The organism is Streptomyces sp. NPDC054849 (genome assembly GCF_053610945.1).
This window is the reverse complement of sequence record NZ_JBSGZI010000057.1, coordinates 30,533-49,446: the sequence shown is the minus strand read 5'-3', so window position 1 is coordinate 49,446 and position 18,914 is coordinate 30,533. Positions and strand designations below refer to the sequence as shown.

The window sequence follows — 18,914 nt, the reverse complement described above, 5'->3', positions numbered from 1 at the left end:
GTCCGGGCCTTCTCGCGCAGGCCGGCTCTTCGCGCGCTTGGCAGACGGAAACGACTCAGGGCCCGGATCCATGGGATCCGGGCCCTGAGGCTTCAGTAGCGGGGACAGGATTTGAACCTGCGACCTCTGGGTTATGAGCCCAGCGAGCTACCGAGCTGCTCCACCCCGCGTCGGTAAACCCAACGTTACGTGAAGGCCCCCGGCAGATGCAAATCGGTTAACCGGCCGCCCCCGGGCAACGAGAGCGGGGAGCTGCCGGCCCCGAGCTGGTCGCCTCTGCGACGGGGCGGTCATGTCGATGCCCGGGTACGCCGCCATGACCCGCCCGGCGACGGCGTCGCGCCCGCGGCCTCGGCGCAGCCCCCGGCGGGGATCAGGCCGACAGCTCCTCCGCCAAGGCCTCACGCAGCCGGGCCGCCCGCTCCGACACCTCCGCCGGCCCCAGCTCCATGGCCCGCACGCACCACTTCTGGCCCTCCGCGAGGTCTCCGTGGCGAGCCGCGAGCAGCCCCAGCCGCAGCGCGGCGCGCCCGTGACCCGCCACGGCCGCGCGGGTCCACCACAGAGCGGCCTCCGGCTCGTTCCCCTCGCGGGCCAGCAGCAGCCCCAGGTTGAACGCCCCGTTGCGGGACCCGGCCTCGGCGGCCTCCCGGTACCACCGTGCGGCGACCGTCAGGTCACCGCGGGCGGCGGCCAGCATGCCGACCCGCACCTGGGCCCGGCGGTGCCCCAGCTCGGCGGCCCGCTCGTACCACTCCTCGCTCTCGGTGCGCGGGGCGCCGCCCGCCGGCTCGCCCAGCGCCACCGGCTCCGGCGGCGGAGCGAGCGACTCCAGCAGCGCGGCCAGGCGGAACGCCGCCTCCGCGCTGCCGCCGCCCGCCGCGCACCGCAGGTGCCGCTCGGCGGCCCGCTCCTCCCCGTCCCGGACCAGCGCGATGCCGACCTGCAGCGCGGCGTCGGTGTGACCGGCGGACGCAGCCCGCTCGTACCACTTCAGCGCCGTGCGGTCCTCGTCGCGGCTGGCGAAGAGGATGCCGAGGTTGAACGCCGCGTCGACGCTGCCCGCCTCGGCCGCCTTCGAGAACCACGGCTCGGCGCCCGCCGCGTCCCCGACCTGCAGCAGCATGATGGCCAGCGCGTTGGCAGCCTCGCGGTGCCCGGCGTAGGCCGCACGCCGGTACCACTGCTCGGCCTGCGCGGTCCGCTCCTGTGCGACGCACAGCAAAGCAAGGTTGTACGCCCCGTTTTGATCGCCCGCGTCCATCGCGGTCCGATACCAGCGCTCCGCGGTCTGGGTCTCGCCGCGGGCGGCGTGCAGCGCACCCAGCGCGTTCGCGGCGTTGCCGTCGCCGTCCTGCGCCGCCCGGTGCCACCACGCTGCCGCGCTGTCCTCGTCGCCGGCGTCGCGCAGCAGGAAGCCGAGCGCGCACGCGGCCCGCGCCTCCCCCTGCTTGGCGGAGGTCAGGTACCAGCGCCCGGCCTCCTTGAGCTCCCCGCGCGCCTCCAGCAGCGCGCCCAGATGAAGCGCGGCACGGCGGTGCCCGCGTGCGGCGGCCTGCCGGTACCACTGCTCGGCCTCGGCGGGGTCGCCCTTGCGCAGGTGCCTGGCCAGCCGGTACGCGGCTTCGCGGTGGCCCTGTTCCGCCGCGGCGCGGAACCACCGCTCGACACCCTTGTCCCCGCGGTGCTCCAGCAGGTCGGCCAGCCCGTACGCGCCCAGCGCATGGCCGGACTCCGCCGCCTGCCGCATCCAGTACTCGGCTGCGGGCTCGTCCCCCCGCTCACGGAAGTACCGGCCCAGGGCGTGCGCGGCCGGCGCGGATCCGGCCACCGCGGCGACCCGCCACCAGTCGGCAGCCTCTTCGGGGTAGCCCCGCTGGTGCAGCAGCACGCCGAGGTTGTTGGCGGCCGCACGGTCCCCCTCGCCGGTGGCGCCACGCAGGTACGGCTCGGCCCCGTCCAGGTCACCGCGGCGCAGCAGCAGGGCGCCGAGCACGCTCATGGCACCGGGGTCGCCCTTGTCGGCGGCCACCCGGTGCCGGGCTTCCAGCTCGGCGTCGCTCGCCGCGTCGGTCTCGGCGAACATCTCCTCCGCGCTGTGCTTGTCCAAGAAGTCCGCATCGGTCAGTGCGGTCTGCGCATCGGCGACCGGAGCCGCTCGCTCGGCCTCTGCGCCCGACTCGGCCTCCGCCCTCACAAACCGCCCTGTCTCCAGCAGAGTTGACCTGTCCCCCATAAATCCCATCGTCGCATCACCTGCTACCCGCGTACACCTGGTATGTCGCAGCCAGTGAGGTCACTACAGCGTTTTGTCGACATGCCCACAGTGGGGTAAGTCAAACACGCTCCACCGACAACTCACCCGCCTCAGCTACCGCGTGTCCGGTCCGGACATGACGAAGGCCCGGATCCCATTGGATCCGGGCCTTCATCTTCAGTAGCGGGGACAGGATTTGAACCTGCGACCTCTGGGTTATGAGCCCAGCGAGCTACCGAGCTGCTCCACCCCGCGTCGGTGAAACCACAGTATCACGACGCGGGACGGAGCCCTTACCCATTGATCATCAGCCGCCCGGCGCGGGCGCCGTGGTCTTCGCCTCCGCGTCGATCGCCCGCTTCAGCGCCGCCTTGATCTCGTCCTGGGCCTTGCCGAAGGCCGCCCAGTCGCCGGCCTGCCGGGCCTTCTCGGCGTCTTCGATGGCCTTCTGCGCATCGGCGAGGGCAGCCTTGACCGTCGGGTTCTGGTTGGTCGGGGGCGTGACCGTGCCCTCGCCCGGCGGCTGGACCGGAGGCACCGGCGTGGTCGGGGCCTCGGCCCCGAAGACCACGTTCAGCGCCTTCTCCAGGGTGTCCTCGAAGGCGGTCTGGCCTCCGTAGGTCACGAGCACCTTGCGCAGCAGCGGGTACTTCAGTCCGGAGCTGCGGACGTACACCGGCTCCACGTAGAGCATTCCACCGTCGAGCGGCACGGCGAGCAGGTTGCCGTACTCGATCTCCGAGTCACCACCGCGCAGCAGGCGGATCGACTCGGCGATCTTCGGTTCGGACTGGAACTTGCTCTGCACCTGACCGGGGCCGTCCGGCGGCTTGCTGGTCGGCATCTTCAGAATTCGGATCTTGCCGTAGTCCGCGGTGCCGGGATCGGCGTTGACCGCCATGAAGGCACTCAGGTTGGGCCGCTCGTTCGGCGTGAACGTCGTGGTGAGCGAGAAGACCTGGTCCTTCTCCTTCTGGCCCGGCATCTTCATCGACAGGTAGTACGGCGGAACCGCCGTGCCGGCCTTGGTCGTCGGGTCGTCCGGAACCGCCCAGGCCTCACTGCCGCTGAGGAAGGTCTGCGGGTCGGTGACGTGGTACCGGGTCAGCAGCTCGCGCTGGACCTTGAAGAGGTCCTGCGGGTAGCGGAGGTGGTCCATGAGCGGCTTGGCGATTTCGCTCTTGGGCTTCACCGTCCCCGGGAACGCCTTCATCCAGGTCTTCAGGACCGGGTCCTGGGTGTCCCACTGGTACAGGTTGACCGAGCCGTCGTACGCGTCGACGGTGGCCTTCACCGAGTTGCGGATGTAGTTGACCTGGTTCTCCTGGGCCACCACCGCGCGCTGGCTGTTGGTCAGCGAGTCGGCGGTGCTCTGGCCCAGCGTGGTGCGCGAGGCGTACGGGTAGCCGTTGGTCGTCGTGTAGGCGTCGACGATCCAGACGACCCGCTTGCCGATGACGGCCGGGTACGGCGCGCCGTCGATCGTCAGCCACGGCGCGACGGCCTCGACGCGGTCCTTGGGCGTGCGGTTGTAGAGGATCCGCGAGCCCTCGCCGATGGCGCCCGAGTACAGGATCTGCGGCTCGCTGAAGGAGAGCGCGTACGCGGCCCGGTTGAGCGGGTTGTCGAGGTTGACCCCGGAGTCGCCCCCGTAACTCGTCTCCTTCTCGCCCTTGTCGTCCGAGTAGTCGAGCTCCTTCTGCGGCCCGCCGACGATCGAGTACTGCTTCGTCTGCTCGCCGTAGTAGATGCGCTGCTCGAAGTCCGTGCCGAACATCCCCTTGGAGGGCAGGTCGGACTGGGTGAAGTCGGGGGCGCCCTGGTCACCGACGGTGGTGCCCTTGGCCGCGACCACGCCGTAACCGTGCGTGTACTTGAAGTGGTCGTTGATCCAGTTGTTCTTCGGGATGCCGCCGATGTTCAGCTCGCGCAGCCCGATGACCGTGTCCTGGCCGCTGTACCGGTCCACGGCGAGCGTGGACGGGAAGGCGTAGTAGCCCTTGACCTGCTGGAGCTGCTGGAAGGCGGGCGACACGATGTTCGGGTCGAGGAGCCGGATGCTGGCCGTGGTGTCGGCCAGCGGCCGCAGCTTGGTCCGGTCCTCGGTCTGCGAGACGCCCGGATAGTCGGTCACCTCGGAGCCGGCGATCCCGTAGGCGTCGCGCGTGGCCTTGATGTTCTTCTGGACGTACGGGGATTCCTTGGCCTGCTCGTTCGGCTGGACCTGGAACTTCTGCACGATCGCCGGGTAGAGCCCGCCGATCAGGATCGCGGAGAGCACCATCAGTCCGAAGCCGATCACCGGCAGCTGCCAGGTGCGGCGCCACAGCGTCGCGAAGAACAGCACGGCGCAGATCGCGGCGATGGCCACGAGGATCGTCTTCGCCGGCAGGTAGGCGTTCGCGTCGACGTACCGCAGACCCGTCCAGTTGTCGGCGGCCTTGAAGTCGCTGGACTTCACGGCGAGCCCGTACCGGTCGAGCCAGTACGCGAGCGCCTTGAGCGAGACGAAGAGGCCGAGCAGCACCGAGAGGTGCCCGGTCGCGGCGGCGGTGGCCCGGGCGCCGGGGCTGGTCACGCGCAGTCCGCCGTACAGGTAGTGCACGACGGCCGCGGCGATCACCGACAACACGACCGCGGCGAAGCCGAAGCCGAGCAGGAAGCGGTACCAGGGCAGGTCGAAGGTGTAGAAGGACACGTCCATGTGGAACTGGGGGTCCTTCGTGCCGAAGGTCACCCCGTTCACGTACATGAGCCAGGTTTTCCACTGGCCGGCCGCCGAGGCGCCCGCGATCAGGCCGACGAGCACCGCGATGCCCAGCAGCAGCCACTTCTTGTAAGGGGCGATGCTCATCCGGTAGCGGTCAAGGCTCTGCTGTTCCATCGACATCGCGCTGAGCGGCGGCCGCAGCCGGTGCGCCAGCCAGATGTTGAGCCCGACGGCACCGGCCATCAGCAGACCGAAGACGGCGAAGAGGCCGATCTTGGTCCACAGCGTGGTGGTGAAAACCGTGGAGTACTTGACGGAGCGGAACCAGAGCCAGTCCGTCCAGAACCCCGCGAACATGATGAAGAGCATGGCCAGGACGGCCAGCACGCCCAAGGTCATAAGGAGAGTGCGGGCTCGCCGGGACGGGCGGCCGACTCTCATCCGTGGCCCGGAAGGGCCTCCGCCGCGGTCCGGCATCTGGAAAGCCAAGGTGCGCACCTCGAAAGTCGCTGAGTCTGGTATTGAACGGGACCCCCGATCGTAGAGCCCATTCATGCAACTTACTCAGGCTCCGGTCAGTTCCCGGTATGGGGCGGAAAGGAGGCAGGATGTTGTCCATGTCCAACGTTTCGCCTTCCCCCGGCACCCCCATGGCGGCCAGCCCGCTGACCCGCGCCTGTCTCGAGATCGACGAGTACGCGGCCGGCCTCGGCTGGGACAAGCCCGCGCGGCTGTTCGCGCTGGTCGACACCGCCCGGCTCAAGAAGCAGGAGCCGCGTCTCGCGAGCCAGCTGGGCCTCGACCAGGACGACGCCGGCAAGTCCTCCCTCACGCCGATCGAGCAGGACGAGGTCCCGGCCGGGACTCCTCTCGACAAGTTCCTGGGCACCATCGCCTGGCCCGACGCCGTCGTCGGCTGTGCGCTGACGGTGGAGCGTCTGATGCTCCCGCCGTCCGCGGAGGCCTCCGTACCGGAGGGGCTGTCCGACAAGCAGCTGTCGAAGTGGGTCGCCGGGCACCCGGAGCGGCAGGAGGTCCGCCTCACCGTGGCCGTGCTGCGCGACGGCTCGCGGGAGTCGGCCGTACGACTGCGCGAGAAGGACTCCTCGACCGAGGTCCTCACCGGCGGCGGCCTGGTGCCCGGGCTGGCGGAGGCCCTGGCCGCGACCTTCTCCTGAGGCGCCGCCTCAGCCGTGGGGTCCTTCGGATCGTGCCGGGTCCGCGCGGCCCGGCACGACGGACCTGCCCCAGGCCGTCAGCAGAGGGACGGACCGGTCAGGGCCTGGCGCTGCACTGCGGCAGCCCGGCCGTGTCCCCCTTGCTGATCTTCTCCAGCGACTTCGCGGCGTCCTCGATGGTGGAGACCTTCACCAGGGTCAGCCCGTCGGGCACGTCGAGGGCCGCGGCGGTGCAGTTGTCCGCGGGCGTCAGGAAGTACTCGGCCCCGGCCTGGCGGGCGCCGATGGTCTTCATCTGGATGCCGCCGATGGGGCCGACCTTGCCCGCGTCGTCGATGGTGCCGGTGCCCGCGACGAACTCGCCGCCGGTCAGGTCCTGCGGGGTGAGCTTGTCGACGATCCCGAGGGCGAACATCAGGCCTGCGCTCGGGCCGCCGACGTCGGCGAGCTTGATGTCGATCGTGAACGGGAAGGTGTGGTCGGTACCCGCGCGGATGCCGACGATGGCGTGGCCGTCGCCCTCCGCCTTGCCCGCGGTGATCGTGATCTTGGAGGTGCCGGCGGGCTCGCGGTTCGCCTTCGCCGCCTCGGCCGCCTCCGCGGCGGGCACGATGGTGAACTCGACCGGCTCGCCCGGCTTGTGCTTGGTGACGAGCTTGGCCACGTCCTCGGGGGCGGTGACGGCGGTGCCGTCCACGGCCTTGATCACGTCACCTGCGTGCAGCCGGCCCTCGGAGGGGCTGGACTTCACGACGGAGGAGACGATCACCCGGGCGGTGACCGGGATGCCGAGCTGCTTCAGGGCCGCCACCTTGGCGCTCTGCTGCGACTGGCTGAACTCCTCGGCGTTCTCCTGGGTGGATTCCGCGTCCGTCTTGCCGTTCGGGTAGAGGTTCTCGTGCGGCACGACGATGTTGTCGCCGGCCAGCCACCCGTACACCGCCTCCACCAGGCTCATGTCGTAGTCGGCACCCGTGACGCGGACCGTCGTCATGTTGAGGTGACCGCTGGTCGGGTACGTCTGGCGCCCCGCGATACGCAGAACGGGCTCGCCGTGCGAATCCCCGAGCGTGTTCACGGTCGGTCCCGGGCTCATCTCGGAATACGGGACCTTCATGAACACCCCTGTGCAGAGCAGCGCGAACAGCACGAGGGTGGAAGCGAGCATCGTCGCAGTGCGGCGTGGCATGGATCCGACAGTACGGGACGGCCCTGGCGGGCGGCCCTCGGGGCCGGTCCGTACGGGCCCCGCGCGCGAAACTCTCAGCGGAATCTCACGGAGGGCGGAGCGGGCCGGAACGGGACGGGCGCCTCAGACGGCGTCGGAGCCGGAGTGCGCCTCGGTCTTCCCTCTGGTCTGATCGGCATGGGCCATGGCTTCCCGGAACCGCGCGTAGCCGGCGAGCTCGGATATGTCCCCTTGTGTGCGGTCGCGCGCCGCCCAGCTGCCCCATATGCCCGCTCCGATCGCCGCGAACAGCGGAATCAGCAACCACGCCAAAGACGCCATGGGCGTGCCTCCCTACCCCGAACTACGTTTCGTTGGTGGCTTCAACGCTCGTGCCCGTGGGGGGGTTACGCAAATCGGGGGCGTGTTGCGCGGCCGAACGGGTGCGAGGCTACCCCCATCCGGGTACCGCTCCGCCACCGGGGGTTCAGCAGGCGCCGACCCACTCCTCGGTGCCGTCGGCGAACGTCTGGTGCTTCCAGATCGGGACCTCGTGCTTGAGGTCGTCGATCAGCATCCGGCAGGCCTCGAAGGCCTCGCCGCGGTGCGGGCAGGAGACGGCGACGACGACGGCGAGGTCGCCGACGGCGAGATCGCCCACGCGGTGTACGGCGGCCAGGGCGCGGACCGGGTACTTGGCCACGACGCGCTCGGCGACCCGGCGCATCTCGGCCTCGGCCGTCGGGTGGCAGGAGTAGCCGAGCGAGTCGACGTCCGCGCCGCTGTCGTGGTTGCGCACCGTGCCGACGAAGAGCGTCGTGCCGCCCGTCGCGTCGTCGCCGACGGCCTGGAAGACCTCGTCGATCGAGAGCGGGGTGTCACGGATCGCGAGCAGCCGGATCGGGTCCTGAGCGGCCTGCTCGCCGGGGTGATCGAAGTGCGGTGCCATGCCTTCATCGTGCCCTAGCGGCTGACAGGGCGAAATAGCAGATTCACCCGTGCCGTACCCGACCCCTTGGGAGTCTCCTACGAGCAAGCCCGTCCATGCGACCCCTACCGTGCACGATCCGGCCCCGCCGAGCACCATCCGGCTCCGCCGGCGTTCGAGGCGCGGGGTCCGGGGCGGAGCCCCGGTCTTTCAGCCCCGCCGGCGTTTGAGGCGCGGGGGTCCCGGGGCAGCGCCCCCGGCGACGGGCCCGCCCCGGGGACGGCGGGGTCAGATCCCGCGCCGCTTCCGCGCCCGGCGGACCGCGGCGGCCGCGCCCAGCAGCGCCACCGTCGCACCCGCCGCCCCCGCGGCCGTGGCGGCGTCCTTGCGGCCCAGTCGGCGGCCCGCGACCGTGTGACGGCCCGCGACCTCCTGGAGGAGCTCGGCGAGCACCTCCTCGTTGGTCCAGCGCGGCCGCCAGCCCGCCGCGTGCAGCCCGCTGACGCTGACCACCCACGGGTGCATCGTGTACGCGAGGTCCCCGGCCGGGGACGGGGTCAGGCCGATCCGGTGCAGCCGGGCCGCCGCGCCCAGCGCGACCGCCGACGGGAGCTCCATGCGGCGGATGCCGCTCAGCTCCTCGACCTCCTCCTGCTCCAGCCACCCCTCGCAGCCCACGGCCAGCTCGCCCTCGACCTTCTCCAGGGCCGCGTACTCCAGGGCGCTGACCAGGTCCTCCACGTGGCAGAACTGCCACGTCGGGCGGGAACCCGCCACCACGAGCAGGCGCGGGGACTCGAAGTACCGGGTCAGGGCGGTGTCCGTGCCGCCGACCAGGACCGCCGGACGGATCACGGTGACGTTCAGCCCGGGGTGCGCGCGGGGGGCCCGTCGGCCGAGGCGCTCGATCTCCAGCAGGTCACCGACGCCGGTCGCCTCGGCGGTGGCCCTCAGCTCGGAGTCCTCGGACAGCGGGATGTCGTTGTCCGGCAGGGCTCCGTAGACCATCGCCGAGGTGCAGAGCACGACCCGGTGCACGCCCGCCGCGGCGGCCGCGGTGAGGACGGTCTGGGTCCCGCGCACGTTGTACGCCGTACGGGCAGCCGGGTCCGTCTCCAGATCCAGGTCGAGGGCGAGGTGGACGACGACGTCCGCGCCGCGCAGTTTCTCGGCGATCGCGGGGTCCCGTACGTCCAGGACGTGCCACTGCGCGGCCGCGCAGTCGCCGCGCCGCTCATCGATGGCGACGACCTGCTTGACCTCGTCGCAGGCGGCCAGGCGGCTCACCAGGGCCGCGCCGACACCCGACGCGGCGCCGGTCACGGCGATCACCGGGCCTCGCACGGCCGGGTTTCGCGGCTGGCGAACGCTCTGGGCGCCGTCACCGTGGTCGGGGCGGTCTTCGTCGTCGGGCGTCGCGCGAAACTGCGGATCTGGGGAACTCACCGGGCGTCTCCAGCGGTTGTCTTCAGTAGGGACGCGCCGTGACGCGTACCCACCAGGTGATGTCCATCCTGCCGCAGCCCAGGAGCCGGCGGAGCACCGAGCCCGTATGCGGGCTCCGGTGTCTACGCTGGGTGGTGTTGTCGGACCATTGCCCGTCGGCTCCCGCCGGCGGCCCTACGAGCCGAGGAAACCCGTGAGCGACACCCCATTCGGATTCGGCCTCCCGCCGGAGGAGCCGGACAACGGCGACGAAGGCAGGAAGAAGGGCAACCAGGGCGGTCAGGGCGGCCCGGCGAATCCCTTCGGGTTCCCCGGCATGGGCCTGCCGGGCGGTGCGGGCGGTCCCGGTGGCGCGGACAACCCGTTCGCCGCGATGTTCGGTTCGATGAACCCGAACGACCTCGGTGCGGCCTTCCAGCAGCTCGGCCAGATGCTCAGCTACGAGGGCGGTCCCGTCAACTGGGACATGGCCAAGGACATCGCCCGCCAGACCGTCGCGCAGGGCACGGCGGACGGTGTGAAGGACGCGAGCGTCGGCATCGCCGAGAAGTCCGCCGTCGAGGAGGCCGTGCGCCTCGCCGACCACTGGCTGGACGGTGTGACCTCGCTGCCCTCGGGTGCCACCACGGCCGTGGCCTGGAGCCGCGCCGAGTGGGTCGAGGCGACCCTTCCGGTGTGGAAGGAACTCGTGGACCCGGTCGCCGAGCGGGTCGGAGCGGCCATGGGCAGCGTCCTGCCCGAGGAGATGCAGGCCATGGCGGGCCCGCTGCTCGGGATGATGCGCTCCATGGGCGGGGCCATGTTCGGTCAGCAGATCGGCCAGGCCGTGGGCGTGCTCGCGGGCGAGGTCGTGGGCTCCACCGACATCGGGCTGCCGCTTGGCCCGGCCGGCAAGGCCGCGCTGCTGCCGCTGAACGTCGAGAGCTTCGGCAAGGACCTGAGCGTGCCCTCGGACGAGGTGCGCCTGTACCTGGCGCTGCGCGAGGCGGCCCACGCCCGGCTCTTCGCGCACGTGCCGTGGCTGCGCTCGCATCTGTTCGGCGCGGTCGAGGGCTACGCCCGCGGCATCAAGGTCGACACCTCGAAGCTGGAGGACGTGGTCGGCCAGCTGGACCCGTCCAACCCGGAGCAGCTGCAGGAAGCGCTGCAGGGCGGCATGTTCCAGCCGCAGGACACCCCGGAGCAGAAGGCCGCCCTGGCCCGTCTGGAGACGGCGCTCGCGCTGGTCGAGGGCTGGGTCGACGCGGTGGTGCACGAGGCCGCGAAGCCCCGGCTGACCTCGGCGGACGCGATGCGCGAGACGATGCGGCGGCGGCGTGCCTCGGGCGGTCCGGCCGAGCAGACCTTCGCGACGCTGATCGGTCTGGAGCTGCGTCCGCGCCGGCTGCGCGACGCCTCGCGGCTGTGGGCCTCGCTCACGGACGCGCGGGGTGTGGACGGCCGCGACGGACTGTGGGAGCACCCGGACATGCTGCCGACGGCCTCCGACCTGGACGACCCGGACGGCTTCGTGCACCGCGAGCAGCTGGACTTCTCCGAGATCGACAAGATGCTCGGCGAGGCCGCCGAGAAGCGCCGGCAGGGCGAGAAGGGCGACGCGGGCGAGGGCGACGGCGGGGGCGGGGGCGAAGAGAAGAAGTGAGCCTGTACGACGACGCGGTTCTCGTACTCAAGGGCTACGAGGACCAGCCCGACCTGCGCGACGCCTATCTGGAGCACCTCGCCGCCCACCCGGACGGGGTCTACAAGCCCTGCCGGGCCGGGCACGTCACCGCCAGTGCGCTGGTGATCGACCCGGCGAGGGGGCGCGTCCTGCTGACTTTGCACAAGAAGCTCGGCATGTGGCTGCAGATGGGAGGCCACTGCGAGCCCGGCGACGACACGCTGGTCTCGGCGGCGCTGCGCGAGGCCCGGGAGGAGTCGGGCATCGCGTCGGGGCTGAGCGTGCTGCCCGGCGGCCCGGTGCGCCTGGACCGCCACCCGATCCCCGCGCCGTGCCACTGGCACCTGGACGTGCAGTACGCGGCGCTGGCTCCGGCCGGCGCGGTGGCGGAGATCAGCGAGGAGTCCCTGGACCTGCGCTGGTTCCCGTACGAGGAGGTGGCGGGGGTGGCCGACACCTCCGTCGTCCGGCTGATGGAGGCGACCTTGGCACGGCTCGGGAGCTGAGCCCGGCGGGGCGAGGCGCTCCGGGACGACGACGGGGGGCGGTCCCGTGGGACCGCCCCCCGCCGTCCGCCGGGTCAGTTCCAGGCGTTGTTCTGGTTCTGCCCGTGGGCGCCGTTCTGGCCCATGCCGAACTGGGCGGCGACGCCCTGTCCGAGCTGGGCGTTCTGCGGCGGCAGCACCTCGCTGGGCTGCACCAGCGCGAAGCCGGTGCCGAGGAAGCTGAGCTCCCAGCCCTCGCCGGTGTTGCCGCGCCGCCGCCAGACTCCGCTGGAGTGCGTCTGTGCCTGCATCTGCACCCGCAGCGAGGTCGACCAGGCGACGATCGCGTCCGCGTCGGCGTTGACGTACTTGTCGGGCGTCACGTGCATCATCAGCGGCTGCCCGGAGGTCATCAGCGCGACCTTGCCGCGGCCGGTGATGTTGAGCTGGTACTTGCCGGAACCGGAGATCCCGTACTGGCTGTCCACCGCGATGACCTCGGTGTGCAGGGTGGAGTCCAGGGCCAGGACGTAGCTGCTGTCGACCGTGAGGCCTTCCTGGTCCACGTCCACGACGTGCACGTACTGGGCGAGGTTGGCCAGGTAGACCGTGCCCTGCCCGGAGCAGCGCATGAGGTCCAGGCCCTCGCCGGTGCGGCGGCGGGCGTTGCGCTGACTGCTGGTCTGGTACTCGCCGTCGAAGTCGATGAGCCCCTGGTAGGCGACCATCGCGCCCTTGCGGGCGAGTACGTCGTCGGAGCCGGTCAGCGAGACCCGCAGCAGCTGCGGGTTCTGGATGGCGTACCGCTCCTGGGACTGCGCCTCGGCGTGGGCGAAAAGTGCGCTCTGCATGATGTGTCCGCTCCCCCTCAGCCCCGGACCCGGAGCCGGTCGGTGCTGTCCTCGCTGGGCTGTACGACGACGATGCCCTGGCCGGAGAAGGCCATCTGGTAGGCCTCCCCGCTGCCCCGGCCGATCATCGACGAGGCCTTGAAGCTGCGCTTGCCCTTGACCTTGAGATTCGGCGACCACGCGACGAGCGCGTCGGGGTCGACGTACGTCTCGTCCTCGCCGCGGCCGCAGTCGACGACGATCGGGGTGCCGCGGGAGGTCAGGGCGACCCAGCCGGTTCCCGCGATCTCCACGTTGAACAGGCCCTGGCCGGCGAACTTGGCGAGACCCTTGACCCGCTCGACGCCCCACTGCAGGTGGGCGTCGAAGGCGAGCAGGTTGGTGCCGTTGACCGAGAGCGAGTCGTTGTTGAGGTTGATGACGACGACGTCGGCGCCGTAGTCGGCCAGGTAGAGCAGGCCGTCGCCGGTGCACTTCATCAGGGGTGCGCCTTCGCCGGTGGCCCACTGCGAGGCCATCTGGCGGACGGCCGGCGGGTTGGGCTCGTACTGCACGAAGCCCTCGTAGGCGACCATCGAGCCGGTGCGGGCGAAGAGGTCCTGGCCGCTCTGCATGGCGACCTTGAGCATGGCCCGGCCGTGGTTCTCCATACGGGCCGTGACGGGGGTCGGGGCGAAGCCCGCGAGCTGCTGGTTCATTGCGTTCATATCGGGCTCCCTCAGACCTCGTACGGCTGGACGACGATGAAATTGCCGGGAGCGCCGCGGAACTGGAGGTTCACGGTCTCCCCGCTGTGGCCGGGGTAGGCGTTGCGCCGCAGCCGGACCTGGCTGGAAAGGATCACCTGTGCGGCGGAGGACCACGCGACGATGGCGTTGCTGTCCGCGAAGGTGGTCGGGGTGACGGGCAGGACCACCGGGACGCCGTGCGTCTTGACGATGACGGTGCCGGTGCCCTGGAACTGCATGGTGAACAGGGCGCCACCGGGGATGCCGTGGCCCTCGATCCGGCGGATCTCGTGCTGGAGCGATTCGTCGAAGGCGAGCACGGCTTCGGCGGAGACGCAGATTCCGTCGCCCTGGAGCTCGATGGCGTGCAGGTGGGCGCCGTTCTCGGCGAGGAAGACCTGGCCGCGGCCGGTGCAGCGCATGAGCTGCATCTCCTGGCCGGTGGCGTTGCCGACGATGCGTCCGGCGAAGCCCGCGCCCTTGTAGCTGAAGTCGACCTTGCCCTGGTACAGCACCATGCTGCCCTGGCGGGCGAGGACGGCCTGGCCGCCCATGGCGAGGTCGACGCGCATGAGCTGCTGGTTCTGCGGGGTCCAGCGGCTGCCCGTGGGGGCTTCCTTGTACGGCTGGAGCGCGGCGGCGAGTCCGGCGGCGGGGGCCGCGGCCTGGGGGGCGTAGCCGGGCTGCTGGCCCGGGAACTGACCGGGCGGCTGGCCCGGGACCTGACCGTAGCCCGGCTGCTGCCCGTAGGGGGCAGGGGCGGGCGGCGGGACCTGGCCCGGGTACTGGCCGGGGACCTGGCCCGGAACCTGCCCGGGGACCTGGCCGTACGAGGGCTGCTGCGGCTGCGGCGGCTGGCCGTACGGCGCGGGGGCCGGCGGGGCGATCGGCGCGGCCATGGTGGGCGCGGCGTGCACCGGGGCGGGAGCCGCGGGCTGCTGGTACGGCTGCGGCTGCGGCACGGCGGCGGGCGCGGGCGCGCCGAAGGACGGCGCGGGGGCCGGGGCCTGAGGGGCCTGCTGAGCCGGAGCCGGGGCGCCGAAGGACGGGGCCGGGGCGGCCGCCTGCGGCGGCGCGGCGAAACCGGGCGAGGCGGCGGCCGGGGCCTGCTGCTGCGGCTGCGCCTCCTCGGCGACCTCGCCGCCGAAGTTCTTCAGCAGCGCGTCGAGCCCGCCGTCGAAGCCCTGGCCGACGGCGGCGAAGCGCCACACGTCCTTGAGGTAGAAGTCGCCGAGCATCACGGCCCGCTCGGTGGTGAACTCCGCGCCGGTGAACGCGTACCGGACGACCTCTTCACCGCCGGCGACGATCCGGATGTAACCCGGGCCGACCTGCGACATCTGTCCGGCGCCGTCGATGGTGGCGGTGAAGGACAGCTTGTGGATGGACGCCGGAATGCGGTCCAGCGTCACCCGGAAGGACTCGGTGTCGCCCGACTGCGCACCGAGTTGCTGAATGGACTCTTCCGGTGACTTCGGCTGGTTGAAGAAGACGAAGTAACGGTCGTCCGACAACTGCTCATTGGCGTCGAGGCCGAAACAGCTGATGTCGAAGGTGAGTCCGGGCCCGGCGATCTGGACGCCTACGTACAGATCGGTGCCCGCCGTCAGATCACTGATCTTGGCCTTGTGGCCGCGTTGGAATTCCCTGGCCATACGTAACGACCGTCCCCCATCCCGACTGTGAATGCGTGCCGCTCAGGCTAACGGCATCTGCCGACATCCGGCCAAGTCGGTACCGACCCGGTACACAACACGCTGTGTGACATGACGGGCGTTCGCCGGACGTTCGGGCTCATTCGTCGCGTGCGGCGGGGACCTTCGGGAGGCGCTCGGCCGCCACCACTCCCTCCAGGTACCCGCGGGCCCGCTCGGTGCGCGGGTAGGCCTCCAGCAGCTCCCAGAAGCGGGGTCCGTGGCCGGGCACGAGGAGGTGGGCCAGCTCGTGCAGGAGCACGTAGTCGACGACGTACTCCGGCATCCCCTGGAGCCGGTGCGAGAGCCGGATGCTGCCCTCGGCCGGGGTGCAGGATCCCCAGCGGGTGTTCTGGTTGGTGACCCAGCGGACCGTACGGGGGCGGGCCCGGCCGCCGAAGTACTGCTCGGACAGGCGCTCGGCGCGCGCGGTGAGTTCCGCGTCCCCGAGGGTGCGTTTGCTCTCCTGGGCGGCCAGCTTGTCGAGCATGACGCCCACCCAGCGCTGCTCCTCCGCCTCGGACATCCGGGCAGGGATGAGGACGACCGTACGGTCACCCTCGCGATAGGCGGATACGGTCCTGCGGCGGCGCGCGCTCCGGCGGACTTCGACGGCGCGCTGCGGTGGGTCGGCGGACACGCGACGACGGTACCCGGTACCGGTGGCCGAAGTCCCGCCCGTCCAGGCTTCGAACACACGCGATTCGCGGCCGATATCCGGAACACCATTTCCCTTCATCTCATATGCCTAATACATCTCACCTGTGGACAAACTTCTGCACGGTTCCCGGCGGACGGGCAGTGTTGCCGAAGAGCGGGAAACAGGCGGCGAGTCCGCAGGGGAAATCGAGGGGGACCTGACATGTATCCGAGGGTGAAGCCGGCGCTGGCGCGGGCCTGGCGGGACAGGGAGACGGTGCAGTTCGGGGTGACCCCCGCTCATGCGGTGGTGCTCGGCCCCGTGGACACGGCGACGGGCACGCTCATCGACCGGATCGACGGGACACGGGGGATGGAGCTGCTGCGGGCCGAGGCCGCGGGGATGGGTCTGCCGGACGGCCGGGCCGACGAAGTGGTCAGGCGGCTGGCCGGGGCAGGTCTGCTCGACGACGCGACGGCGGGCGGCCCGCGGGCCCAGGCCGTCCGCAGGCAGACGGAGACCGTGGAGCGGCTGGGGCCCGATCTGGGCTCGCTCTCCCTGGTCCACCGGGAACCGGGCGGGGACTTACGGGGAGTGGCCGCCCGCCGGGTGATACGGGTGCGGGTGCGCGGGAGCGGCCGGGTGGGCGCCGTCATCGCCGCGGTCCTTGCGGGAGCCGGCGTGGGCCGGGTCGACGTGCTCGACGGGGGCCGGGTGGAGCCGGCGGACGTGGCACCGGGCGGGCTGGACCCCGGGAGTGTGGGCCGGCTGCGGGCCGAGGCCGCGGGAAAGCTGGTGCGTGCGTCGGCCCCGGGGCGCACCCCTCGGGCCGCGGAGGACGAGGGCCCGGAGCCGGGGCTGGCCCTGGTGGTGGTCGCGCCGCGGGACGGGCTGCACGCCTGGGCCCCGGATCCTGACACCGCGGCGGACTGGGTCGCGACGGGCGTCCCGCACCTGTACGCAGGGGTGTTGGAGGGGACGGGGCTGGTGGGACCGCTGGTGCTGCCGGGCGCGACGGCGTGCGCGGGGTGCATGGAGCGCGAGCGCGTGGACCGGGACGCGGCCTGGCCGAGGATGCTGGTGCAGTGGCGCTCCGCCCACCGCCGCCGCTCCGGCGCCGCGTGCGACCTGGGCCTGTCCACGGCGGTGGCCGGCCTGGCCGCGGCCCACGCACTCTCCTTCCTCGACGGGCGGCTGCCCGCTTCCACGGCGGCCCGCTGGGAGACGGCCCTGCCCACGCTCCACTGGGAGCCCAGCCCGGTCCGCCCACACCCCCAATGCCCCTGCGGCGCGAGCGACGAGCGTCCGGGCCCGCTCGAGCATGTCGGACCGGTCCCAGGGGGAGGATCGGTAGCGGACCGGCCGGGAGGGCCATGACAGGATGCGTTGAGGCTGTCGGGTCGGAAGGGTTCCTGAGACCGCCGCTCGCGGCGCAGCCGTCTGGGAATTGGAGGGGCGTATGTCTGATCTTCCCCGGAAGGCGGTCACCCGTACCGTCAAGCTGGCCGCACTGCCGCTCGGCATCGCGGGCCGGGCCACCTGGGGGCTGGGCAAGCGGATCGGGGGCAAGTCGGCGGAGATCGTGGCACGCGAACTCCAGCAGCGGACCGCCGAGCAGCTGTTCCGCACGCTCGGGGAGCTGAAGGGCGGCGCCATGAAGTTCGGGCAGGCCCTGTCGGTCTTCGAGTCGGCCCTGCCCGAGGAGGTCGCCGGGCCCTACCGGGCGGCGCTGACCAAGCTCCAGGAGGCGGCCCCGCCGCTGCCGGCGGCGACGGTGCACCAGGTGCTGGCGGACCGTCTGGGCGCGGACTGGCGGGATCTGTTCGAGGAGTTCGAGGACAAGCCGGCTGCGGCGGCCTCGATCGGGCAGGTGCACCGGGCGGTGTGGCACGACGGCCGGCAGGTCGCGGTCAAGGTCCAGTACCCGGGTGCCGGTGAGGCGCTGCTGTCGGATCTGAAGCAGCTGGGCCGGTTCGCGGGGCTGCTGGGCCCGCTGATCCCCGGCATGGAGATCAAGCCGCTGATCAAGGAGTTGCGCGACCGGGTCTCGGAGGAGCTCGACTACGAGCTGGAGGCCGAGGCCCAGCGGACGCACGCGGACGCATTCGAGGACGACCCGGATGTGGTCGTGCCGGACGTCGTGCACCAGGGCGACCAGGTGCTGGTGACGGAGTGGATGGAGGGGACCCCGCTGTCGGAGGTGATAGCGGACGGCACCCAGGAGGAGCGCGACCGCGCCGGACAGCTGCTGGCCCGGTTCCTCTTCTCCGGCCCCGCACGCACCGGCCTGCTGCACGCGGACCCGCACCCGGGCAACTTCCGGCTGATACCGGGTGCGGACGGCCGCATGCGGCTGGGCGTCCTGGACTTCGGCACGGTCGACCGGCTGCCCGGCGGCTGGCCCAAGCCCATCGGCCGGTCGCTGCGGATGACACTCGACGGCGACGCCGAGGGGGTCTACGGGCACCTGTGTGCCGAGGGGTTCGTGAAGGAGTCCATCGAACTGGACCCCGACGCGGTGCTGGACTACCTGAAGCCGATCATCGAGCCCGCCGAGGCCGAGGAGTTCACCTTCACCCGGCCGTGGCTGCGCGGACAGGCGGCGCGGATCGCCGATCCCCGTTCCCCCGCGCACCAGTTGGGCCGACAGATCAATCTGCCGCCGTCGTACCTGCTGATCCACCGGGTGACGCTGAGCACCATCGGCGTGCTGTGCCAGCTGGGCGCCACGGTGCGGCTGCGGGACGAACTGCAAGCCTGGCTGCCGGGGTTCGCATCCGCCGAGTGACCCCGTAGCGCGTCACCACCAGGACGAGTCGAGCCTGCCCTCGATCGCCCGGAGGTTGGCGCGCGCGCAGTCGACGCAGAAGTACTGTCTGGTCCCGTTCTCCACCGAACAGGTCCAGGTGGGCGGGGCGCCGTCGGGGGCCTCCTTGCCACAGCGCGCGCAGACGACGGGCTGGGCCTCGGATCCCGGCGGGGCGGGGTGGGGAGTCGGCTGGTCCACCTCCAGACGATATCCCCGTCCGGGGTGGACAGCCCTGCGCAACGCACCGGGGGGACCGGGGCGGTGGGGGCGGGGCCCCCCGGGGGGTGGCGGCAGCGGCGGGGGGGAGTGGCTGTCGGCCCCTGGCAGCGCCCCCCCGGGGCGCCAGGCGACGCGCAC

At 71.7% G+C, this 18,914-nt stretch carries 16 protein-coding genes and 2 tRNA genes; 5 read left to right on the top strand and 13 right to left on the bottom strand.

All coding sequences use genetic code 11. The features are described 5' to 3' along the window. Nucleotides 1–96: 96 nt before the first annotated feature. The 4 genes from ACWGIF_RS23435 to ACWGIF_RS23420 all read right to left on the bottom strand — a co-directional run bounded on the left by ACWGIF_RS23435 (nucleotide 97) and on the right by ACWGIF_RS23420 (nucleotide 5,444). A tRNA-Met gene (locus tag ACWGIF_RS23435) sits at nucleotides 97–170 on the bottom strand. Nucleotides 171–373: 203 nt separating this feature from the next. After that, nucleotides 374–2,245 (bottom strand): sel1 repeat family protein, encoded by a 1,872-nt coding sequence (locus ACWGIF_RS23430; protein WP_453500369.1) that lies wholly within the window; start codon nucleotides 2,243–2,245, stop codon nucleotides 374–376. 193 nt (nucleotides 2,246–2,438) lie between these two features. Continuing rightward, nucleotides 2,439–2,512, bottom strand: a tRNA-Met gene (locus ACWGIF_RS23425). Between the two features lie 52 nt (nucleotides 2,513–2,564). Continuing rightward, entirely contained in the window at nucleotides 2,565–5,444 is a 2,880-nt protein-coding gene (locus ACWGIF_RS23420) for a UPF0182 family membrane protein (RefSeq protein ID WP_453500375.1), read from the bottom strand. 131 nt (nucleotides 5,445–5,575) lie between these two features. On the opposite strand from ACWGIF_RS23420, the gene ACWGIF_RS23415 reads away from it, so the two are divergent. Next, complete coding sequence (locus tag ACWGIF_RS23415; RefSeq protein WP_453500367.1) at nucleotides 5,576–6,145, top strand: PPA1309 family protein; 570 nt, start codon at nucleotides 5,576–5,578, stop codon at nucleotides 6,143–6,145. Between the two features lie 97 nt (nucleotides 6,146–6,242). Here ACWGIF_RS23415 and ACWGIF_RS23410 read toward each other — a convergent pair whose 3' ends face one another. The 4 genes from ACWGIF_RS23410 to ACWGIF_RS23395 form a co-directional block, all read right to left on the bottom strand. Then, nucleotides 6,243–7,334 (bottom strand): YlbL family protein, encoded by a 1,092-nt coding sequence (locus ACWGIF_RS23410; protein ID WP_453500365.1) that lies wholly within the window; start codon nucleotides 7,332–7,334, stop codon nucleotides 6,243–6,245. A gap of 123 nt (nucleotides 7,335–7,457) precedes the next feature. Further along, nucleotides 7,458–7,655 carry a hypothetical protein gene (locus ACWGIF_RS23405; RefSeq protein WP_453500363.1) on the bottom strand — a complete coding sequence of 66 codons (198 nt, stop codon included), beginning with the start codon at nucleotides 7,653–7,655 and terminating at the stop codon, nucleotides 7,458–7,460. A 145-nt stretch (nucleotides 7,656–7,800) separates the two neighbouring features. After that, nucleotides 7,801–8,262, bottom strand: coding sequence for a molybdenum cofactor biosynthesis protein MoaE (locus ACWGIF_RS23400; protein WP_328927537.1), 462 nt, complete (start codon nucleotides 8,260–8,262; stop codon nucleotides 7,801–7,803). Between the two features lie 267 nt (nucleotides 8,263–8,529). Next, nucleotides 8,530–9,687: an SDR family oxidoreductase gene (locus tag ACWGIF_RS23395; protein WP_453500361.1), complete on the bottom strand. Its 1,158-nt coding sequence runs from the start codon at nucleotides 9,685–9,687 to the stop codon at nucleotides 8,530–8,532. Nucleotides 9,688–9,880: 193 nt separating this feature from the next. Between ACWGIF_RS23395 and ACWGIF_RS23390 the strand changes: the two genes are divergently transcribed. After that, nucleotides 9,881–11,329, top strand: coding sequence for a zinc-dependent metalloprotease (locus ACWGIF_RS23390; RefSeq protein ID WP_453500359.1), 1,449 nt, complete (start codon nucleotides 9,881–9,883; stop codon nucleotides 11,327–11,329). Continuing rightward, a complete protein-coding gene (locus tag ACWGIF_RS23385; RefSeq protein WP_453500357.1) occupies nucleotides 11,326–11,856 on the top strand; it encodes an NUDIX hydrolase in 531 nt (176 codons plus the stop codon). The genes ACWGIF_RS23390 and ACWGIF_RS23385 overlap by 4 nt, the downstream gene beginning before the upstream one ends. Nucleotides 11,857–11,930: 74 nt before the next feature. On the opposite strand, the gene ACWGIF_RS23380 is transcribed toward ACWGIF_RS23385, so the two are convergent. The 4 genes from ACWGIF_RS23380 to ACWGIF_RS23365 form a co-directional block, all read right to left on the bottom strand. Further along, on the bottom strand, nucleotides 11,931–12,686 hold the full coding sequence (locus ACWGIF_RS23380) for an AIM24 family protein (protein WP_453500355.1): 756 nt from the start codon (nucleotides 12,684–12,686) through the stop codon (nucleotides 11,931–11,933). A gap of 17 nt (nucleotides 12,687–12,703) precedes the next feature. Continuing rightward, nucleotides 12,704–13,384: an AIM24 family protein gene (locus ACWGIF_RS23375; RefSeq protein WP_453500373.1), complete on the bottom strand. Its 681-nt coding sequence runs from the start codon at nucleotides 13,382–13,384 to the stop codon at nucleotides 12,704–12,706. Nucleotides 13,385–13,404: 20 nt separating this feature from the next. Further along, complete coding sequence (locus ACWGIF_RS23370) at nucleotides 13,405–15,069, bottom strand: TerD family protein (RefSeq protein ID WP_453500353.1); 1,665 nt, start codon at nucleotides 15,067–15,069, stop codon at nucleotides 13,405–13,407. 139 nt (nucleotides 15,070–15,208) lie between these two features. Then, nucleotides 15,209–15,748, bottom strand: coding sequence for a M48 metallopeptidase family protein (locus ACWGIF_RS23365; protein ID WP_453500351.1), 540 nt, complete (start codon nucleotides 15,746–15,748; stop codon nucleotides 15,209–15,211). Between the two features lie 222 nt (nucleotides 15,749–15,970). On the opposite strand from ACWGIF_RS23365, the gene ACWGIF_RS23360 reads away from it, so the two are divergent. Together ACWGIF_RS23360 and ACWGIF_RS23355 are read left to right on the top strand one after the other, a co-directional pair. Next, on the top strand, nucleotides 15,971–17,125 hold the full coding sequence (locus ACWGIF_RS23360) for a TOMM precursor leader peptide-binding protein (protein WP_453500349.1): 1,155 nt from the start codon (nucleotides 15,971–15,973) through the stop codon (nucleotides 17,123–17,125). An 82-nt stretch (nucleotides 17,126–17,207) separates the two neighbouring features. Next, nucleotides 17,208–18,536 (top strand): ABC1 kinase family protein, encoded by a 1,329-nt coding sequence (locus tag ACWGIF_RS23355; protein ID WP_453500347.1) that lies wholly within the window; start codon nucleotides 17,208–17,210, stop codon nucleotides 18,534–18,536. Between the two features lie 12 nt (nucleotides 18,537–18,548). Here ACWGIF_RS23355 and ACWGIF_RS23350 read toward each other — a convergent pair whose 3' ends face one another. Then, nucleotides 18,549–18,755, bottom strand: a complete 207-nt coding sequence (locus ACWGIF_RS23350; RefSeq protein WP_453500345.1) for a hypothetical protein — start codon at nucleotides 18,753–18,755, stop codon at nucleotides 18,549–18,551. Nucleotides 18,756–18,914: the final 159 nt, after the last annotated feature.

Bases quoted from the DNA above. Each gene is read 5' to 3' on its own strand.
- ACWGIF_RS23430 (WP_453500369.1), bottom strand. From the start codon at position 2,245: ATGGGATTTATGGGGGACAGGTCAACTCTGCTGGAGACAGGGCGGTTT.
- ACWGIF_RS23420 (WP_453500375.1), bottom strand. From the start codon at position 5,444: ATGCCGGACCGCGGCGGAGGCCCTTCCGGGCCACGGATGAGAGTCGGC.
- ACWGIF_RS23415 (WP_453500367.1), top strand. From the start codon at position 5,576: ATGTTGTCCATGTCCAACGTTTCGCCTTCCCCCGGCACCCCCATGGCG.
- ACWGIF_RS23410 (WP_453500365.1), bottom strand. From the start codon at position 7,334: ATGCCACGCCGCACTGCGACGATGCTCGCTTCCACCCTCGTGCTGTTC.
- ACWGIF_RS23405 (WP_453500363.1), bottom strand. From the start codon at position 7,655: ATGGCGTCTTTGGCGTGGTTGCTGATTCCGCTGTTCGCGGCGATCGGA.
- ACWGIF_RS23400 (WP_328927537.1), bottom strand. From the start codon at position 8,262: ATGGCACCGCACTTCGATCACCCCGGCGAGCAGGCCGCTCAGGACCCG.
- ACWGIF_RS23380 (WP_453500355.1), bottom strand. From the start codon at position 12,686: ATGCAGAGCGCACTTTTCGCCCACGCCGAGGCGCAGTCCCAGGAGCGG.
- ACWGIF_RS23375 (WP_453500373.1), bottom strand. From the start codon at position 13,384: ATGAACCAGCAGCTCGCGGGCTTCGCCCCGACCCCCGTCACGGCCCGT.
- ACWGIF_RS23370 (WP_453500353.1), bottom strand. From the start codon at position 15,069: ATGGCCAGGGAATTCCAACGCGGCCACAAGGCCAAGATCAGTGATCTG.
- ACWGIF_RS23360 (WP_453500349.1), top strand. From the start codon at position 15,971: ATGTATCCGAGGGTGAAGCCGGCGCTGGCGCGGGCCTGGCGGGACAGG.
- ACWGIF_RS23355 (WP_453500347.1), top strand. From the start codon at position 17,208: ATGTCTGATCTTCCCCGGAAGGCGGTCACCCGTACCGTCAAGCTGGCC.